This is a genomic window from Cupriavidus sp. 05T41 (assembly GCF_056396525.1).
This window is the reverse complement of record NZ_JBFTLQ010000117.1, coordinates 1-18,460: the sequence shown is the minus strand read 5'-3', so window position 1 is coordinate 18,460 and position 18,460 is coordinate 1. Positions and strand designations below refer to the sequence as shown.

Below are 18,460 nucleotides of genomic sequence, written 5' to 3'. Positions count from 1 at the left end.
ACCTTGCTGGGCAATACGCTTGCGCCACAGGCAGACCGTTTGCACCGAGACATCCAGTTCCCGCGCAATGGCTGTATTGGCGTGGCCCTCGTGGGCCCACAACGCGATTCGCGCGCGCATCACATCTCGCTGCGGCGCCGTCTTGCGCTCGATCAGCGATAACAGTTCCTGTCTTTCTTTCTTCGCCAACTTCACTGGCGTTGCATGGCGGCCTCGACTCATCCCGCCATGATATCCGAGGCGATTATTTATTCAAGCTATTTACGGGATGTTGTACTAGCGGTGCCGGGGAGGCGCCAGAACGAATCGATGACGCCCTGAGGCGGCGCCGCTTMGTTGGAGTTTGACGCCGATGCCCCGGCGAAGGCGAGGCATTCACGGTCTGGGCGTTCCGCTCGAACTATGCCATTCTCAGCGCCACAATCAAGTCTTTTGCGATACGAGCAGATCGTTGATCAGACCGGTGTGCAGTTCGCCTGCGAGCCAGGGAGCGTAAGCCAGCATGCGCTGTAGCAACGGCAAGTTGGTTTTGACGCCAACAATGTCGGTTGCGGACAATGCCTCGCGTGCCAGCGCGATCGCTGCTTGCCGATCTGAAGCATGGACGATGATCTTGGCGATCATGGGGTCGTAGTAGGGACTGACCGTATTGCCTTCCGCATAGCCGGTCTCGACGCGAATTCCCGGGCCCGACGGCAGATGGAATACCTGCAGGGTGCCTGGCGAGGGGAAGAAGCGCACCKGATCCTCGGCGTAGATGCGCAGTTCGATAGCATGGCCCTCTACCCGAACCGGCGCGGACAGGACATCACGTAGATACTCCCCGGCGGCCAAGCGGATCTGGGCCTCGACCAGATCGATGCCGGTCACCGCTTCAGTCACAGCGTGCTCAACTTGCAGGCGGGTGTTCATCTCAAGAAAACTGTAGCTACCATCGCTGCCGCGCAGCATCTCGACCGTACCGATGACGTCGTAGCCCAGCTTGCCCAGCAGACGGGCCACCCGGTTGGCGATCTCGTCCGCTTCGCCGGGCGGCAGGGCCGGCGCACACGCTTCCTCGATGACTTTCTGGTGACGGCGCTGCACCGAGCAATCGCGCTCAAACAGATGGCGAGCGTTCCCGTGCCGGTCGGCCAGAATCTGGAATTCGATATGCCGTGGCCGTTCGAAGAGTTGCTCGAGATAGACATCGCCGTTGCCGAAGCTGCGTTGGGCCAAGGCCCGTGCGCGCGTCACCGCCTCGACCAGCGAGGTGGGGTCCTGCGCGGCGACCATGCCGATACCGCCGCCACCGCCGGCGGGCTTCACCAGCACCGGGTAGCCCACGGCTGCGCCGGCTGCTTCAATATCTCGGGGATCTTCGCCGACCACTTCAGAGGACCGGCACATTGGCATGCCATGCTCGGCCATCAGCGTACGCGCCCGCGTCTTATGGCCCATGGCATCGATCCAGTGCGGGCTCGGGCCGATGAACGTCAGTCCGGCAGCCTCCACGCTTCTCGCAAAGCCTGCATTTTCGGACAGAAAGCCGTATCCGGGATGCACGGCATCGGCGCGCGAGCGGCGCATCACGTCGAACAGGGCGCCTTCGTTTAGATAGCTTTGCACTGCCGGCCCTGGGCCAATGCAGTAAGCTTCATCCGCCTGTTGGACGTAAGGAAAATCGCGGTCGGCTTCGGAGTAGACTACGACCGAGCGCAGCCCCATTCGTTGCAGGGTGCGCAGCACGCGGGCAGCCACGGCCCCCCGGTTGGCAATCAGTACGGTTCGCATGGATTGGTCTCCTTTAGTAGCTGGTGGGCCAGGTGCGCATGAGGTGCTGACCCACGCCTCCAGTGAGCCGCAGCCGGTGTACTTCGAGCAAGCGCGACAGCGTTTGGCGCGTATCGACCGGGTTAATGACCATGTGCGCCGAGTAAGCTGCGCCCATGTCCCAGGCGGAGGTGTCGCTCTCCATCTGGCGCAGGAGGGTKGCGTAGAGTTCGGGGTCATCTTCTTGCTTCACGCCATGCACGATAGTGACGCCAGAACGCGGGTCCATGAAATTGACTTCGGCGGATACCCAGGCAATCAACTCGTCGGCATTACCGGCGCCGCCCATGTTGAGCACGGCCTGACCATACGATTTGCGCATAATGATGGCAATCTTCGGCACAGTGACCAGCGAGAGGGCATTCATCCAGTTCATCACCCTGCCGACGGCGCCGCGGCGCTCGCCTTCGATGCCGATCAGGAATCCCGGCTGGTCAGTCATGAAGACCAACGGAATATTGAACGAATCGCACAGCACCATGAAGCTGGTTGCCTTGTTGCACGCGTCGACATCGATAGCGCCGCCTTTGGCGATCGGATTATTGGCGATGACCCCCACACTTCGACCGTCGATGCGGGCCAGTGCCGTCACCACCGACTTGCCGTAGCGGGCCTTCAGTTCGAACATGCTGCCCTTGTCGACGATCAGCGGAATGATCTTGCGCACGTCGTAGACCCGAGTGCGGGACTCGGGAACGATGTCGAGGATGCGATGCGCTTCATTGCCAGAGCCTGCGGGCACCGGGTGCACCGSGGGGGCTTCGTTGTGGTGGCTGGGCAGGTAGGACAGAAAGCGTTTGACCGCATCCAGAGCCTCTTCATCTGTATCGGCTGCCATGTCCACAAGGCCCGATACGCCAGTCAGCATCTCCCATCCGCCCAAAGCCTCAGGATCGACTTCCTCGCCGATCGCCATTGAGGTGAGCTTKACACTGGACACGGCCATGACGGCGCCCTTGCGCATGACCGAAAAATCCGCCAACGCTGCATACCAGCTTGATGAGCCATAACAATGTCCGAGCACGGCGGAGGCCCACGGGGTCTCACGAGTGCGCAGGTATTGCGTTGGACGGTCGCCTGAGCCAATGCCGCGTGCGCCCATGGTATCGGGCATGCGAGCGCCAGTGGACTCGCCGAGAAAGACCATTGGCAGGCCGCGCCGGGTCGCCATGGATTTCATATGCGCGATCTTGTTGCCATTGACAGTGCTGCTCGACGCGCCAAGCACCGTGAAATCATTCGAAACCAGGGCGACGTCGCGGCCATCCAGGCGCGCGTAACCAGCGATCTTGCCATCGGCGGGGGATCGGTCGCGGACCTCGGGCCGGTACGATGTGGCAAGCAGGCCAGATTCCAGGAAGCTGCCCGCGTCCACCAGGTAATCAATGCGCTCGCGTGCGTTCATGACGCCTGCGGCTTTGCGGTGTGCAAGCTTTTCCTGGCCACCCATCTGCCGGGCGCGCGCCTCGCGTTGTGAGAGTTCGTCGATCAGCGATTCGAATGCCATTCCTGTGTCTCCCCTGTTGCTCATCGTTTGAAAAGTGCCGGGTTTGCTGCGACGAACCGGCTGGCGGAGGCGCCTTCGGTGACCAGCAGTGCGGCCAGTTCCGCCGGAGTCGACGCCTCAAGCTGGTAGCCCTCGCTGGTCAGTTGCCTGTTGATCGCGGGATCCTCGACAAACTGCCGGGACAGGGCAGCCATGCGCGAGATAATCCGCTCCGGCGTTCCAGCGGGAGCGAATACGCCGTACCAGTTCGAGAAAACCGCGTCAGACATGCCGCTCTCCTTCAGAGTCGGCACATCGGGGAACGCCGCGCTGCGCGTTGCCGAACTGACCGCAAGCGGCCGCAGCTTGCTACCGCGCACGAATGGGGCCAGTACCGGTACGTTGGCAATCACCATATCCACCTGCCCACCTATGGCATCGCCGGAGGCCTGCGCGCCCCCCTTGTAAGGAACATGGTTAAGGCGGATCTTCGAGCCTGAGTTGAGCAACCCTACCTGCAGTACTAGCGAGGCGCTGGAGATCGAGTAGCGCTCGGGATTGCCGCGGGCCAGCGTGATCATGTCCGTGATACTTGACGCCGCAAAATTGTTGTTTGCGGCGATCAGGCACGGCACGCGGGTCAGCAGGCTTACCGGCGCCAGTTCCTTCTGTGGGTCGAATGTCGGAACGGGGCCGGTAAACCGGTTGGTAGCCAGGCCGTCGATGCCGATCAGGAATGTATAGCCGTCCGGCTCGGCCTTGGCGACTAGCTCGCTGCCGATGTTGGTTGAGGCGCCCGGGCGGTTCTCCACCACCACGGCCTGCGCGAGCTTCTTGCGCAGGAACTCCGCATACTCGCGTGCCAGCCTGTCATTGGTTCCGCCTGGCGCGTATGGCACGACAAGACGAATAGGCTTCGCTGGCCAGTCCTGCGCGGCTACGTGTCCCGTTACCAGGCTGGCAACGATCAGTGCTGCAAGTCCCCACAATCGCATCCTCATGTTGGTGTCTCCCAGGTGGTGAAAGCCAGCGTAGAAATGGCGTCACATAATGTCAAGTTACTTTACTAATGCAGCGTGCTACCTCCGTGTGTGTCGTCCTGCGGCACCACGCTCCGGGCCGCGAAAGATCTTTACATCAACCGATGCAAAATGGTCTGTCGCTCGTGAACCAGAAGCTGGCCGGCTGTCGTTTCGTAACGGTTCTCTGTATCGAAGACCAGCATGCGCTCTCCGCGACGGCCTGTCCTGCACCGCACGCCGGCCAGCCGACTGCTTGCCTGAACAATGTCACCCGGCCTCGCCAGAGCGTGAATGCAAGCGGTGGTGCCACCATTGAGCAACCCTTGGGGCGCCAGGCTGAAGCGTTTGGCAAACGTGCGGCCGACCTCGCATACCGCTTCGCGTCCCAATGCGCCTGGCTCCGTGTCGAGTTCATGCGCACCTGCCGGCCAGGACATCGCGTGCACCGGAAACAGGGCGGGAGCGACCAGGCCGCCGTGGACGCTGCTGCGCGCGGCGTGGGGATCGTGGTGATACGCGGGCAAGCCCATCACTGCTTCGGCGAATAGGCGCAAGCGGCCGGCTTCCACTGGGTTGAAGGAAACAATATGCTCGATCTCCGTGCCGATGTGGCGTCGGATCGATGCCGGCACATTTTCGTCGACGCCTTGCGATGCAATGCCCATTTGCAGTGGCTCGCGCGGCTCGATATAAAGCGTCGGAAGCGTTTGCGGTTTGTCAGCGTTGCTGACGGGCAGCAGAACCGTGGCAGTGCCTTCGGTGGTCGCGCTTCCAGTATCCACGTTGAACAGGTGCAGGTCGAGATGCACCGCAGTCACCCTTGCCTGGTGCTCCACAGCGCGAACCTTTCCTTCGCCGCGCAGCCGCTGGCCGACCAGGTCGGGACTACGGAAGCGGCAGGCAAGCCGCCACAGCCAGCTGTGTTCTCCATAAGCGCTTGTGGCGAGTTGCGCAAGGAACTGCTGCTTCAGCGCGCCGTTGATGACCGTGTCGGGAAGGTCTGCAACGTCCCGGGCATAGGCCCGGTCATAATGGATCTTGTCCCAGTTTTCCTGGGCGGCGCACCAGCGGAYGATGTGGCTCGATGTGAGCGCGCCCTTATCGAGCGTCGGTAGGGCGGTACCGGGGCGAGAATATTCTGCGGACATTCTGTCAACCTGCTTTACCATGTGCACGMGTCAATCGGTTTCTGGAGATTCGATGATCGGTAACAAGCAACTCGCACGGTTGCAACGTTCGCGGCAACGTGGCTTGAGCCGATTGCTTCTGCTGGCGCGGCGCAACTTCCTCGCCCGCGTGTCGGCGTCACTCGAGGGCTCTGGCCTGCCGGCCGTGCCGGATGCCTGCGTGATGGTGCTGCCCTACATCGACCTGGACGGTACACGCAGTACCGTGATCGCCCAGCGCGCCGGTACCACGCGGCAGGCCGTCTCGCAGGTGGTGGCCACGCTTGAGCAACTGGGCCTGGTCAGAAAGCACGTCGACGAGGCGGATGCGCGCGCGTTGATCGTCGCCTTCACGCCCGCTGGACTGGACTACCTTGTGCAAATGCATGCCGTGATCGATCGGATTGAGCAGGAGATTGCGCAGAGCATTGGCAACCGCGAAATGGAAATCGTACGCCGCACACTGGAGCTGATGGCGTACGGCGGGCAGGACGGATGAGGCTGTTCCGGCCGCGCGCTGCACGCCATCGTTGCGCTAAGGCCGGACGCCAGGTTTCAGCTTCGGCCCAAGCGTGGTCTTCAAGGCAATTTGCGCCGCATCGATGAACCGGCTCAGGGTGTAGCGGGTTTCGCGCGGGTCGATGATGTCTTCCACGCCAAAGGCTTCCGCGGTGCGGTAGGGCGAAGCGAGCTGGCGCAGCCGGTGCTCGATCTCGCGTTCCTTGGCCGCTGGATCCGGCGCATCAGCGATCTCCCGGCGAAATGCCGCAGCCACACCACCTTCGATCGGCAGAGACCCCCATTCCGCAGTCGGCCATGCCAGCTTGAGTCCCAAGCCATTCTTGTCAGTCGCGGCCATGCCGGCCATGCCGTAACACTTGCGGATCACAACCGTGGCGATTGGCACAGTGGCCTGAAGACTCACGAAGACGCTGCGCATACCTTCCCGCAAGGTACCTTGCGCTTCGGCATCGCGGCCCACCATGAAGCCTGGCACATCCACCAGGAAGACCAGCGGGATATGGAAGGTGTCGCAGAGTTCGATGAAATGCGTTTGCTTGCGTGCAGCTTTGGCATCGATAGCGCCGCCATAGGCCATGGGGTTGCTGGCCACTACGCCTACCACCTTGCCGTTGAGCCGCGTCAGGCACGTGATCACGGCTTTGCCATAAGTGGGCTGAATCTCGAAGAGAGTGCCGCGGTCGAAGACCATGCGGATGATCTTGCGCATGTCATAGGCCTTGCGGCGATCGGTCGGCACGATCGTCGCGAGTGCCTCGTCCCGTCGGTCGACGGGATCGTCGCAGGCGGTGACAGGCGGGAGTTCCCACACATTCTGCGGCATGTACGACAGGTAGCGCCGGATCATCTCGAAGCAGTCCGCCTCGCTGTCGACGGCGTTGTCGACCGCTCCAGCCAGGTCGACGGCAATCTTTGCGCCCCCCAGCTCGTCCTTGGAAATTTCTTGGCCGAGCGAGCGCTTCACCACCGGTGGTCCGGCTGCGAAGATCTGGCTGGTGCCGTTGACCATGACCGACCAGTGCGAAAGGATGGCCCGCCCCGCCGGCCCGCCTGCCGCGGTTCCCAGCACGGCACATACCACGGGGACTTGGCCGAGCAGTGCCGCGGAGGTTTCAAAGCCATGAACTCCCGGGAAGACGGTATGGCCGCGCTTCTGCGCGGAGGTGACACTACCACCCACTCCATCGATGAGATTGACCAATGGAATCTTGTAGTGGAGGGCGAGTTCCTCCACGAATMCGCCCTGTCCGCCTTTCTTGCGGTCGCCGCTCCAGCTTGCGCCGCCCCTGACGGTGTAGTCCTCGCCGCCGATGGCGACCGGCCGGCCGTCCACCGTTGCCAGGCCCATCACATACGGCGCGGGCGTGACCTTGACCAGCACGCCGTTCTCGTCGTAGTGGCCCTGGCCAGTCAGCCGGCCGACCTCATGGAACGAGTTGGCATCCGCGAGCGCATCGATGCGCTCGCGCACGGTCAGCTTTCCGGCGGCATGATGCCGCTCGACGGCCTCGGAGCCGCCCAGCGCAAGGCTAAACTCGCGTCGCCGCTCGAGCTCGAGAAGGTCTTCCGAGGGAATTGTTTGACTCATGTCCATCGCCATCTCCTCAGGCCGGTTCGACCACGGCAAGTATTTGTCCCTCGGCGATGGATTCGCCCTCCTTGACCAGCACCTCGGAAACCTTACCTGCGTGCGTGGCTTCGACCGGGATCTCCATCTTCATGGATTCAATGATGAAGAGCACGTCGCCTTCATCCACGGTCTGCCCCGATGCGCATTCGCATTTCCACACCGAACCGACCACTTCAGATTTCACATTGACACTCATGAGTCCATCCTTTTCTTTCGGCAGAGAGAAAGTACAGAGGTTGGGAATTCCGGGATCAACGGGCCAGCTGCTCGTCGAAGATGACGCCCCGTGAGTGCAGGCCCGCCAGTGATTCCGCGCTCATGCCGAGCATGCGGCGCAGCACCGCTGCCGTGTCGGCGCCGGTGTCGCGGCCCAGCGTGTCCACATGGCCTGGCGTATCGGACAGGCGCGGCGTCACGTTCGGCACCGCCACCATGCCAAGCCGGTCATGGGGCCGGCGCGTGATGGTTTCACGAGCGCGGAAGTGCGGGTCGGCGAAGACATCGTCGATGTTGTAGATCTTCGCGTGCGGAATATCGTGTGCGGCCAGCAGGCGGTGAGCTTCCTCATAGCTGCGTGCGCCGACCCATTCCTGCACCAGGGCATCMACTTCATCGCTGTGCTGGCTGCGCAGCCGGTTGCTGACGTAGCGCGGGTCGTCTGCCAGCCCGGGAGCGCCAAGTGCGGTGCACAGGCGGCGGAAGATAGGATCGGCCAATGCTGCCACGTGGATGAAGCAGCCATCGGCTGACTGGTACAGGTTGTTAGGGCTGGAGCCTGGCAGGCGCGATCCGGCACGCTCCGCGACCACCCCGAGCTGGTCGTAGGCCATCACATGGGGTTCCATAAAGCTGAACGCGCATTCCGCCAAGGCGGTGTCTACGATCTGGCCCTTGCCGGTGCGGTGCCGAGCCTCCAGTGCAAGCATGCCGCCGAAAGCGCCATACAGTCCGGTGACGTAGTCCGACAGGGAGGTGGCCACGCGTGCCGGCGGCCGGTCCGGATCGCCCGTGATGGAACGGAGCCCGCTGAGGGCTTCGCCGATGACGCCGTAGCCTGGTTGCCGGCTGTACGGGCCATCCTGGCCGTAGCCACTGATGCGGATCATAATGAGGCCGGGATTGGACGCGCTCAGCGCCTCGTAAGACAGGCCCCAGCGCTCCAGCGTGCCGGGCCGGAAGTTCTCGATGACGAAGTCTGCCTTGTMCACCAGCTGGCGCAGCAGCGATTGCCCCTCCTCGTTGCGCAGGTCAACCGAGATMAGTTCCTTGTTGCGGAACATCGACAGGGCGTAAAGCGAAACGCCGTCCTTGTGGCTGCCCATCGAGCGCAGGGCATCACCGTCAGGCGTTTCTACCTTGATGACACTGGCACCGAAATCCGCCAGCAGCCTGCCGCAGAATGGGCCGGCGACGGTGGATCCCAGTTCAATCACCGTGTAGCYGKAGAGGGGCTTGAGGCTTGCATCACGTTGCATGTCGGGACTCTCTGGAGCGCATCACTGGGGGGCGGTTACGTTGGCGGTCCTGACGACATCGCGCCACAACGCCACCTCCTTGTGCAGCATGTCGCGGAATCCCGCAACGCTACCGCCGCTCAGGTCGAGGCCACCGGCGGACTGCAGCCGCTGCCGTAACTCCGGGGAGGATTTGAGCAAGTCGTTGAATTCGCGGTTGACTCGCGCCACAATCTCCGGCGGCATGTCTTTCGGACCCATAAGGCCGAAGAACAGGCTGCCGTCGTAACCTTGCAGGCCGGCTTCTGCGAATGTCGGGACGTCTGGCGCAAGTGGGGAACGTGCCTGGCTTGAAATGGCGAGCGCACGGACGCGCTTGGCCTGGATGTTCGGCGCAGCGAGCAGGATGGTATCGGTCACCATATCAATCTCGCCGCCGAGTAGCGCGGCAATTGCCTGCGCGTTGCCCCGGTACGGCACGTGCGTGTACGACGTGCCGGTGAGCGTCGCCATATACTCGGTGGTRAGGTGGGTGGAGMCTCCTACGCCGGACGAGCCATAGTTGACTTTCTTCGGATGGCTACGCGCATAAGCGAGGAATTCCGCCAGGGATTTGGCGGGAAAGCCGTTGTTCACCAACAGGACGGTTGGCAGGCGGCCAATCAGCACGATGGGCGTGAGGTCCTTCTCAATATTGAACGAAAGCTTGGGGTAGACCGCCGGGTTGACGGCAATGGCACTGGAAACTGTCAGCAGGGTGTAGCCATCGGGTGCAGCGCGCGCGACCGCTTCAGCGGCTAAGCTGCCGCCTACTCCGGTCTTGTTTTCCACCACGATCGACTGGCCGAGTCGCTCCGAGAGGTGCTGCGCCACTACGCGCGCCACAATGTCCGTCGCACTGCCTGCGGAAAAGCCGACATACATCTTGATGGGGCGGCTCGGGTACTTGTCTTGCGCATGTGCCGGMGCGGGGGAAAGGGCCAGCCCGGCGAGCGCCAGAGCGGCTGCGCCTACGGCGCGATGGACGAACGACAGCATCGGGCAGKTCTCCTTTTCATTTTTATGGTCTTCTAGTGGTCAAACAATAAACTTKCGGTATTTGCTGAGATACTCCGCGGCTTCGCGCAGGCTTTGCCGGCGAATCGCCTCAGCTTTCTCTGCGTCGCGCTCCCGAAGCGCGGCCAGCACTGCCCTGTGGTGGGCCAAGCCCAGCTTGGCTCGGCCAGGCAGCACGATGGCGCGGCGAATCACCGCCTGCGTGCGCTCCATAATGGAATCCAGCATGCCTTGGATAATGGGATTCCCGGCGTTCTTGACGACGCGCTGCCGGAAGCGGTCGTAGCCATCCAGGTAGAAGTCGAAGTCGCCATTGTCCAGCGCGGTTTCCATCGGGGCGCCGAACAGTTCAATCAGGTCGTCCCATTCGCCAGGGGGAGCGAGTTGCGCGGCGAGCCGTACGCTCATGCCTTCGAGCGCCTCACGCGCACAGTAGATCTGCAGGATCTGTTCGAAGCTGATGCGGGTTACGATCGCCCCCCGGTTTGGAATCCTCTCAACCAGCCCGTGCTGTTCCAGCGCAGCAAACGCCTCGCGGATGCGCGGGCGCGTCGTGCCAAATTCCTGCGCCAGCTCTTGCTCAACCAGTTTCGTTCCCGGCAATAGATCGTGCCRTGCGATGCGCGCGCGCAGCTCCGCCGCGACGTCTATCGGGGAGGTTGCCTTTGCCGGGCCTCGGTCGGCTTTCTGGCCCGGTTCTTCCTGCTTACGGATGGTTCTTGCTGCCACGCTCATTAGTGCTCACCTCGTTATGTTGGATCAACTATAGGTCGCCACTCTGGAACAGTAAACMAATTTGTAATCTAGTTTGTAATCCAACTTGGTTACATAGCAGGATGCGCGGTGGGAAGAGCCTTTCTACGTGTTGGGCGCCAAGTGTTGCCGATCATTAATTCCGGCGGACCTTTGCGAAGCTTGACCGTTACGCACGGCATCCAGCGCAACCACGCACTGACGTGGACAGCGCTCGCTCCGCGGTGCGTACCTTTTGCCGAAGAAGAATGCAATTAATCGCCAGGATTTCTGACCCAACCTTAAACTGGGGTTTGGCAACACGGGGCCACCTGCCAGCGGAGCGCTGCGCGAATGTTCCGAGGGGGTGCCTGCACCGAAGTCCAACGGACCCGTATCCTGCTTCGTGTGGGTTTGCTCCACGGTCACCTGTTCCGGCACATCACGGCCACGCAGATGCTGGAGAACGGGGCGGACCTGCGCTTCATCCAGGCGATGCTGGGGCATGCGGAGCTGTCGACCACGCAGATCTATACCCACGTGGCGATCCGGCAATTGCAGCAGGTGCATGCGACGACGCATCCGGGTGTCAGCCGGCGGCGTGAGGCGGATGGCGAGGGCGGTGAGAGTGCCGGTCTTGATCAGCCCGATGTCGAAGCGGTGCTGTGGGCGGCGTTGGCCGACGAGCGCGACGATTAGGATCCCCGCGTGCCCCGGGTTGCTTGCCGGATTCTATCCATGGTACTCAGTGCTATATTTAGCTAAATAAGACTAGGGCGTGCATGCGACTCTTTACCACCCGGCTGTTCGACAGTGGGCAGCCAAAGAAGGGGTGACCGATGCTGTGTTGCGCGTGGCAGTCGCGGAAATGGCACAGGGCCTCGTGGAGGCGGATCTCGGTGGCCACGTGTACAAGAAGCGGGTGGGGTTGCCGGGTCGCGGAAAGCGCGGCGGTGCCCGCACCCTGCTGGCATTCCGGATTGGGGACCGGGCGGTCTTCCTCTACGGTTACGCCAAGAATGAGCGGGACAACATTGACGCGCAGGAACTCAAGGCGCTGAAGCGGTTGGCCGCCGAGGTGCTGGGTTGGACTGAGGCCCAGTTGGACGTGGCCCTGGCGCAGGGCAAACTGATCGAGGTGGTGAACCATGGCTAGCAAATTGTTGAAGACCCTGAATGAGACCGCGCGGGACTTCGCGGACGTTGGGCTCATCGATGCCCAGACCATGCGCGAGTTCGACGCGCTGTGCCTGCCGCCGGTGCGGGACTACACGGCCGACGAGATCAAGGCGCTGCGGCTGCGCACGCGTGCCAGCCAGGCTGTGTTCGCGGCCTACCTGAACACCAGCCCGACGACCGTCCAGAAATGGGAGCAGGGACAGAAGCACCCGAGTGGCCCGTCGTTGAAACTGTTGAACCTGGTTGAGCGCAAGGGCCTGGAGGCCCTCGCCTGAGCCGCTGACAGCGGGATGATCGGCGGGGCAGGCCACCGTCATCATTGAAGCCCTACCTCCCTACCCACCACCATCCCTCTCCCTGGCGCATTGCGAGGCCGTGCTCGCCAATTGATCTGAAGCGCCGCCTCCCTTCATTCCTTAGCTGCCTACCCCTAAAAACGCACATCGGGGCCGTTTGCGCCAAACGGCCCGGAACTGCCATGTGTCGCTGCCTGCAAAGCCCTGCGACATAACGCGGGGAGTGGCCAAACGCAGGGGGGAAATGCGTCAGGAAAGGCCACGTACTGGGTCGAGCCATCGAAGTAGCGCCAGGCTTGCTAGTGCAGTTCCGGTTGGAGGCAGCAGGCATTCCGGTCACCGGCCTGTGCACGCACACCGCGCCGCAAGGGCGCGATCAGCCCAGTGCTCGCGGCGCTTAGAATTCGGCGGATTTCATGCTGATGTCATGCGAAAACTTGAGCGAAGTGATGCGCGTCTACCGTAAAGCGCCGAATGAGCATTGGAACTGCTTCGCCACGCTGCAAATGCGCGCCGTTTGCGGATGAGTCACACGGTTCGTCCCCAAGCCGGTCGCCCACGAGTGAAGGGCTGGAACCGGAAGTCGGGCGCAACGACTCTTGGCCCCGTGGGTGCCTGGCGCTTAGGCTGGGCAGAGCTGGATCTCAACAGTTTATTCAGACATAGCCTTATGAATCCCGGGGATCCATCTCATCGAGGCTACGGGCGTGCTTCGGCTAACGTGACACCCATTAGTCGGCCAAAGAAGATCCGCTGACGCGGACCCCAGCCCCGACGCTCTGATCGGCGACGGCCTTGCATCGAACCAAGCAGCTCCGCGAGCGGTCATCAATTATCGTGGTGGCGCTTGGTCGGCGCACGAACCCCGCGCCAACGGCTCGGCACCCTCATCACAGATCAGATCAGTTGKGCTTCGGCGTGGTCGCKGGGCGAGATAACGCTCGCGCCGCACGCTGTGCTTGCAGTCCCTGCGCCCGGGTCGCATCGGCCGGTGCAACGTGTCCCGCTGCCTGCCCCGTCAAATCTAAGCGCGCGGCACCTTCCACCAGGCAGGTCCAGTAGCGCGTGCCGCGGCACCAGGTGCGGATTGCATCGCGCAACACCGACTCCGTCAGGCCAAGTTCCTGCACGTGCGGGACGAGATCCTCAAAGATGCCGATCTTGAGCGGCACCTTGGGCGCAGKATTMTTCGGAAAGGTTTGCGGGAACCGTTTCTGCAATTTCACGATGGCTTGCAGCACCGGATCGACGGGCTTAATGGGTTTTGCTGGGCGGGCCGAAGCCTTCGGGGGGGCGCGACGCGCCTTGGCCGGTGGCGCGGCCTTGGCTTGCTTTGCCAGTTGTTCCTTCAGTGCCGCCAGTTGTTCGAAGCCCATCGCGCCCAGCCATTAAATACGAGCTGAGATTGTAGCAGTCCCTCGCAATTCGCCGTGCCACCCACGCCGCCGCGCGGCATTGGCCAAGCCGGGCGTCCTGGTCAAGGCGAGCGAGCACCCGTCATCCTTCGCGCGTCCAGCCGATCTGGTGCCGTTCCTGTGTGGCCTGATGGCGGACATCGTCCTCCGTATGCAGGTAGGCACTGGTGGTCGATATGGAAGCGTGTCCGAAATTGTCCCTCACAAACCGCAGGTCCACTTGCTRGTCGGTCATGTGCGACCCCGCGGTATGGCGCAACCAGTGCGCCGATGCGCTGGCCAGCACCGCGGCGCTCCGCACCACGTCCGGATCGCGACATGTTAGCCAGTCATCCCTTTCCGGCCGCGGCACCCTCACAAATCATCCGATTCCGTGCCCAGGGCATGGAATCGCCTTATCGGTGGGTGCATGATTAGAGAGACTATTCAGCATTGACGGGCTGCAACGCACTCCGATCATCCTCCTATGAGATCCCGATCACTATCACCCAGATGGAGTCGTTTCTATATCCTGGATGCGGAGAACCGGCCTGTCCAGGTGTTGGACCAGGACGAGTGGTCGCGCTGGATGGCTGAAAACGAACTGATCTTCCGCCGCACACTGATGGAAGACTGCGGCGTCGTGGTCACTACCCGTTTCCGCGGGGTGTCCGAGCCAGCACCTAAGGACACACCGCTGTTCGTGACTCGTGTTGTTGGGAAGGTGGCGGAAGAAAACGAGAGCTACGGAGCCTGCACGCTTGAAGAGGCGCTGGAGCAACATGAACTGCTAGTGCAGAAACTCATTCGCGCATTGCGCGCCGCTCATCGCTAGATTGAGCCAGGATTTGAGCCGGCGCGAAGGTGTTCGGAATCCATCTCCGCTTGCCTCAAGGCATTCCTGCCGCCCATGGCAAAACGGCGCACCTGAGCGGTACGCCGTTGGAAAATTCACAATCTCGTTGGAAATTCCGCGTCATGAAACGGGATGTTTTCCATAAGTTCTTGCCCCCGGCGGAAATAAGAGGAAGGGCCAGCAGGGGGGCTAGCCCTAACGTGTCCACCCAATCCGGTGGTGTTCCTGCGTGGCCTCATGGCGCGCATCGTCCTCCGTATGCAGATAAGCGCTGGTCGTGGCGATGGAAGCATGCCAGAAATTGTCCCGCACAAAGCGCAGGTCGACCTGCTGGTCCGTCATATGCGACCCCGCCGTGTGGCGCAACCAGTGCGCCGACGCGCTGGCCAGTACCGCGGCCCGGCTTTCCCACTCGGGGCCGCGCGCGCAGGCGCTCGGCAGCCATCCCGAACACCTCCTTCAGCACCAGGTGCAGCGCGCCGCGTGACAAGGGTTTTTCCTTGCCGATGATCGGCTGCTTCGACGCGAACTAGCTCAAATCTGCAATCTGCTTGTTTTGCGGATCGAATTGACCGGGTTGCTCAGTCTTGCGACCTTCATCTGGTTGTTCACTCTGGCGCTTTCTCGATGTTGTCGAGCGCTTTTTCGGGGCCAGAGGTACGGGGGCGTACTTCATGAGTGCCTTGTCGTTGCTTATGGTCTGCTGTTAGTTTAAGAATACGCTTTTGCGACTAGATTCCCAACAAGGGTTACTCAACTGGTGGGCGCCCGACCAACTCCCTGCCAGTTGCGCCCACTGCCGAGGAAATGGCCCTCCCTGTACTTCGATGCGCTCACTTATCGCCGCGACGCCAGGTGGCCGAGAAGGATCCATAATACGAAATCAGCATTCCTGGGCTGAAGGCACATGAGCCGATTAACGCAGGTGTTGCTTGAATATCACGAACGCAGCAAGCATCGTATCAACCGCTACGCTCCCGGCCCCGGAGGGCTCGACTGGGCAACCCAGCCAGACCCGTTCCGGGCGTTTCAAGGCACACCGCGGATTGCTCTGCCATTGGTCGCGGACACATTGGCCGCACGCTACAACGAGCTGCGCTGCGGCACTCTGCCTCCCGCGCAAAGATTCAGTCTTCGTACCGTGGCAATCCTGTTTGAACTTTCACTCGGCCTGTCAGCGTGCAAATCCTCCGGTGCTCAGCGATGGTCACTGCGCTGCAATCCTTCGAGCGGGAATCTGCATCCGACCGAGGGCTATCTTTTGTGTCCGGCTCTGCCTGGCTTGGCTGGCGGGGTCTACCATTACCTGAGCCGCGACCATGTACTTGAGCATCGCGCTGAAGTGGATGATCCTCGATGGACCGAGGCGTTTGCAGGCGGCGGTATCCTGGTCGGCATCAGCTCGATTCACTGGCGCGAGGCGTGGAAATACGGAATGCGCGCATGGCGCTACTGCCAGCATGACTGCGGCCATGCTATCGCGGCAGTGAGTTACGCCGCGGCAGCTCTCGGCTGGCAGACGCGGCTGGTGGAGGCGGCTGCGGATGACGCGCTGGCCGCATTGCTTGGATTGAACCGCCGCGAGGATTTTGGACCGGCCGAACCAGAGGTGCCGGATGCCCTGCTTTGGATCGGGAATCTTGAAGCACAGCCGGACCCTGGGTGCCTGCAGGCTGCTTTGGATAAGGCGCACTGGTACGGATACGCGAATCAACTAAGCACGGGACATGAGAGTTGGCCKGACATCGATTCGATCCATCGCGCCACGCACAAGTCTCGTACTCGCGAACCGAGCTCGCTAGATCCGGAGCCGCAACTGTGGTCCGCGACGCCCGCCMTTGATCTGAGCTTTGCCCGAATCGCTCGGCAGCGCCGCAGCGCTGTGAGTTTCGATGGTACGACGCGCATCACCGCCGCGGCTTTTTTCGCCATGCTGGCATGCCTGTTGGTACGTAGCGATGCGCCACCGTGGAATACGCTGATGTCTCCAGTCGCGGTGCATCCGGCRCTATTGGTGCACCGCGTAGACGATCTGGAGCCGGGCCTGTATGTGCTAGTGAGACATTCCGGGGCGCTGCCTAGCCTCAAGCAGGCTATGCGCCCAGAATGGCTGTGGCAAAAGACTGGACCGGTCCATCTGCCGCTCTATTTTCTGCTGCCTTACGATTTACGCGCGGTGGCAAAGTTGATCTGTTGTCACCAGGACATCGCCGCCGATTCCTGCTTTGCGCTGGGAATGCTCGCAAATTTCGAAATCGCCCTGAAGCAACCATGGCGATATCGCCATCTTTTCTGGGAATGCGGCATCCTTGGCCAGGCGCTCTATMTTGAAGCCGAAGCATCCGGAGCGCGCGCTACGGGAATTGGCTGTTTTTTCGATGATGAAATGCACGCCATGCTKGGAATCAAGKATCACGCTTGGCAAAGCCTGTATCACTTTACCGTCGGGGGCGCCGTGGTCGATCAGCGCTTGTCTACATTTGCACCGTATGAGGTTCAGCCTTGATTCGAAAGTGCTACGTTCCAATTCGTGGGACAGGCACCTTGGCAAACTGAAAGCACCGCCGTCCAGGCAGCGAGCACGGTGGTATCCGCTATGGGAGCGTTGCACAAATGGCGAGCAACGCTACAACTTATACCACTACAAGTGGAGCCTCTAACGTCTCTCTTTGGAGGTACCGCKATGACAGAATGGCAAACTAGTGCTAATCCGCGACGCGCCGACCGGGGGGTACTGAAATGCAGGTAGATCCGAAGCTTCGCCCCTGGTGGCTTGATACGCTCACGGCCGGGACGGCGGACCTCGCCGCAGCCGCCACGGGCTTGTCAGGTGCGCAAGCCCAAGCCCGGCTCGCCAAATACGGACCAAACGTGTTCCGCGAGCGGCGGGGACAATCGCTGCTGCTGCAGTACTTCACCCGCTTCAAGAATCCGCTTGTCATCATCCTCCTCGTCGCCAGCGCGGTGTCCGCATTTACCGGGGAGCTCACAAATTTTCTTATMATCAGCCTTATCGTTCTGCTGAGCGTCACTCTGGATTTTGTCCAGGAGTACCGGGCCAACGCGGCAGCGGATAAGCTGCGGCAATCGGTTTCCGTACGGGCAAACGTAATGCGTGATGGCGAATCGCTGGAGATCCCGTTGACCCAGGTGGTGCCAGGCGACCTCGTATTGCTTTCAGCAGGGGATTTGATTCCGGCGGACGGACGAGTGCTGGAAGCATGCGACTTCTTCGTTAAGCAGGCGCTGCTCACCGGCGAATCTTACCCGGTGGAAAAGCGCCCAGGCGTCCTGTCCGATGGTGCCGTGGAACTTCAGGAGGCGACTAATGCAGTGTTCATGGGCACATCGGTGATCAGCGGCAGTGCCCGGATACTTGTGATCAAGACGGGAGTCGCCACTGCTATCGGGGAAATCGCCGACAGCATTTCGCGCCAGCCACCACCGACGTCGTTCGAACTAGGTGCCCGCCGCTTCGGCATGTTGATCATGCGGCTGACCATCCTGATGGTCATGTTTGTCCTGCTCGTGAACACCTTGTTTCACAAGCCCTGGCTAGAGTCCTTCCTGTTCGCAGTGGCCCTGGCTGTCGGTTTGACGCCGGAACTGCTACCCATGGTGGTATCGGTCACCTTGTCGCGGGGTGCGCTGCGCATGGCCGCGCGGCACATGATCGTGAAGCGTCTGGCAGCCATTCAGGACTTGGGTTCAATGGATGTCTTGTGCACAGACAAGACGGGCACGTTGACCGAAGCGAAGATCCATATGGAAYGGCATGTGGATGCGGATGGCCGTCCCTGCCAACGGGTACTGGAACTGGCCTATCTCAATAGCTTCTTCGAAACTGGATTGAAG

At 61.6% G+C, this 18,460-nt stretch carries 19 protein-coding genes and 2 pseudogenes; 7 read left to right on the top strand and 14 right to left on the bottom strand.

The annotated features are described in order from the left end of the window. The 5 genes from AC1DKV_RS37210 to AC1DKV_RS37190 form a co-directional block, all read right to left on the bottom strand. Nucleotides 1-195, bottom strand: a 195-nt coding sequence (locus AC1DKV_RS37210) for a helix-turn-helix domain-containing protein (RefSeq protein ID WP_477139400.1), incomplete at its 3' end; no start/stop codon positions are given. 228 nt (nt 196-423) lie between these two features. Further along, entirely contained in the window at nt 424-1,773 is a 1,350-nt protein-coding gene (locus tag AC1DKV_RS37205) for an acetyl-CoA carboxylase biotin carboxylase subunit (RefSeq protein WP_477139399.1), read from the bottom strand. Between the two features lie 13 nt (nt 1,774-1,786). After that, nucleotides 1,787-3,319 (bottom strand): acyl-CoA carboxylase subunit beta, encoded by a 1,533-nt coding sequence (locus AC1DKV_RS37200; protein ID WP_477139398.1) that lies wholly within the window; start codon nt 3,317-3,319, stop codon nt 1,787-1,789. 20 nt (nt 3,320-3,339) lie between these two features. Next, nucleotides 3,340-4,299, bottom strand: coding sequence for a Bug family tripartite tricarboxylate transporter substrate binding protein (locus AC1DKV_RS37195; protein ID WP_441623755.1), 960 nt, complete (start codon nt 4,297-4,299; stop codon nt 3,340-3,342). Between the two features lie 131 nt (nt 4,300-4,430). After that, a complete protein-coding gene (locus AC1DKV_RS37190; protein ID WP_477139397.1) occupies nt 4,431-5,468 on the bottom strand; it encodes an FAS1-like dehydratase domain-containing protein in 1,038 nt (345 codons plus the stop codon). Nucleotides 5,469-5,520: 52 nt separating this feature from the next. Between AC1DKV_RS37190 and AC1DKV_RS37185 the strand changes: the two genes are divergently transcribed. Then, a complete protein-coding gene (locus AC1DKV_RS37185) occupies nt 5,521-5,985 on the top strand; it encodes a MarR family winged helix-turn-helix transcriptional regulator (RefSeq protein ID WP_441623752.1) in 465 nt (154 codons plus the stop codon). 36 nt (nt 5,986-6,021) lie between these two features. On the opposite strand, the gene AC1DKV_RS37180 is transcribed toward AC1DKV_RS37185, so the two are convergent. Genes AC1DKV_RS37180 through AC1DKV_RS37160 form a run of 5 tightly spaced genes read right to left on the bottom strand, consistent with a single transcriptional unit; the run spans nt 6,022 to nt 10,883 of the window. After that, a complete protein-coding gene (locus AC1DKV_RS37180; RefSeq protein WP_477139396.1) occupies nt 6,022-7,602 on the bottom strand; it encodes an acyl-CoA carboxylase subunit beta in 1,581 nt (526 codons plus the stop codon). Nucleotides 7,603-7,612: 10 nt separating this feature from the next. Further along, on the bottom strand, nt 7,613-7,834 hold the full coding sequence (locus AC1DKV_RS37175) for a biotin/lipoyl-binding carrier protein (RefSeq protein ID WP_441623749.1): 222 nt from the start codon (nt 7,832-7,834) through the stop codon (nt 7,613-7,615). 55 nt (nt 7,835-7,889) lie between these two features. Then, the gene (locus tag AC1DKV_RS37170; RefSeq protein ID WP_477139395.1) at nt 7,890-9,113 is read right to left on the bottom strand and encodes a CaiB/BaiF CoA transferase family protein; all 1,224 of its coding nucleotides are present in this window, start codon (nt 9,111-9,113) and stop codon (nt 7,890-7,892) included. 21 nt (nt 9,114-9,134) lie between these two features. After that, entirely contained in the window at nt 9,135-10,130 is a 996-nt protein-coding gene (locus AC1DKV_RS37165) for a Bug family tripartite tricarboxylate transporter substrate binding protein (protein ID WP_477139394.1), read from the bottom strand. 39 nt (nt 10,131-10,169) lie between these two features. Further along, a complete protein-coding gene (locus AC1DKV_RS37160) occupies nt 10,170-10,883 on the bottom strand; it encodes a GntR family transcriptional regulator (RefSeq protein WP_477139393.1) in 714 nt (237 codons plus the stop codon). 351 nt (nt 10,884-11,234) lie between these two features. On the opposite strand from AC1DKV_RS37160, the gene AC1DKV_RS37155 reads away from it, so the two are divergent. The 3 genes from AC1DKV_RS37155 to AC1DKV_RS37145 all read left to right on the top strand — a co-directional run bounded on the left by AC1DKV_RS37155 (nt 11,235) and on the right by AC1DKV_RS37145 (nt 12,334). Continuing rightward, nucleotides 11,235-11,579 carry a tyrosine-type recombinase/integrase gene (locus AC1DKV_RS37155; protein ID WP_441623742.1) on the top strand — a complete coding sequence of 115 codons (345 nt, stop codon included), beginning with the start codon at nt 11,235-11,237 and terminating at the stop codon, nt 11,577-11,579. Between the two features lie 79 nt (nt 11,580-11,658). Beyond that, complete coding sequence (locus AC1DKV_RS37150; RefSeq protein ID WP_441623740.1) at nt 11,659-12,036, top strand: type II toxin-antitoxin system RelE/ParE family toxin; 378 nt, start codon at nt 11,659-11,661, stop codon at nt 12,034-12,036. Further along, a complete protein-coding gene (locus AC1DKV_RS37145; RefSeq protein WP_441623738.1) occupies nt 12,029-12,334 on the top strand; it encodes a helix-turn-helix domain-containing protein in 306 nt (101 codons plus the stop codon). Before AC1DKV_RS37150 ends, AC1DKV_RS37145 begins: the two co-directional genes overlap by 8 nt. 923 nt (nt 12,335-13,257) lie before the next feature. Here the strand turns inward: AC1DKV_RS37145 and AC1DKV_RS37140 are convergent. Further along, nucleotides 13,258-13,731 carry a ProQ/FinO family protein gene (locus AC1DKV_RS37140; RefSeq protein ID WP_477139392.1) on the bottom strand — a complete coding sequence of 158 codons (474 nt, stop codon included), beginning with the start codon at nt 13,729-13,731 and terminating at the stop codon, nt 13,258-13,260. 121 nt (nt 13,732-13,852) lie between these two features. Continuing rightward, nucleotides 13,853-14,062: pseudogene (locus AC1DKV_RS37135) on the bottom strand (tyrosine-type recombinase/integrase); the annotation flags it as partial. Nucleotides 14,063-14,236: 174 nt separating this feature from the next. Here AC1DKV_RS37135 and AC1DKV_RS37130 point away from each other — a divergent pair. Continuing rightward, a complete protein-coding gene (locus AC1DKV_RS37130; RefSeq protein ID WP_441623735.1) occupies nt 14,237-14,584 on the top strand; it encodes a hypothetical protein in 348 nt (115 codons plus the stop codon). Nucleotides 14,585-14,800: 216 nt separating this feature from the next. Here AC1DKV_RS37130 and AC1DKV_RS37125 read toward each other — a convergent pair. After that, nucleotides 14,801-15,104, bottom strand: a pseudogene (locus AC1DKV_RS37125) (tyrosine-type recombinase/integrase); the annotation flags it as partial. A 30-nt stretch (nt 15,105-15,134) separates the two neighbouring features. After that, nucleotides 15,135-15,281: a hypothetical protein gene (locus tag AC1DKV_RS37120; RefSeq protein ID WP_441623734.1), complete on the bottom strand. Its 147-nt coding sequence runs from the start codon at nt 15,279-15,281 to the stop codon at nt 15,135-15,137. A 231-nt stretch (nt 15,282-15,512) separates the two neighbouring features. Here AC1DKV_RS37120 and AC1DKV_RS37115 point away from each other — a divergent pair, with 231 nt between their 5' ends. Both AC1DKV_RS37115 and AC1DKV_RS37110 read left to right on the top strand, forming a co-directional pair. Continuing rightward, nucleotides 15,513-17,111, top strand: coding sequence for a SagB/ThcOx family dehydrogenase (locus AC1DKV_RS37115; RefSeq protein WP_477139391.1), 1,599 nt, complete (start codon nt 15,513-15,515; stop codon nt 17,109-17,111). 233 nt (nt 17,112-17,344) lie between these two features. Beyond that, on the top strand, nt 17,345-18,460 hold a 1,116-nt coding region (locus AC1DKV_RS37110), incomplete at its 3' end, for an HAD-IC family P-type ATPase (RefSeq protein ID WP_477139390.1).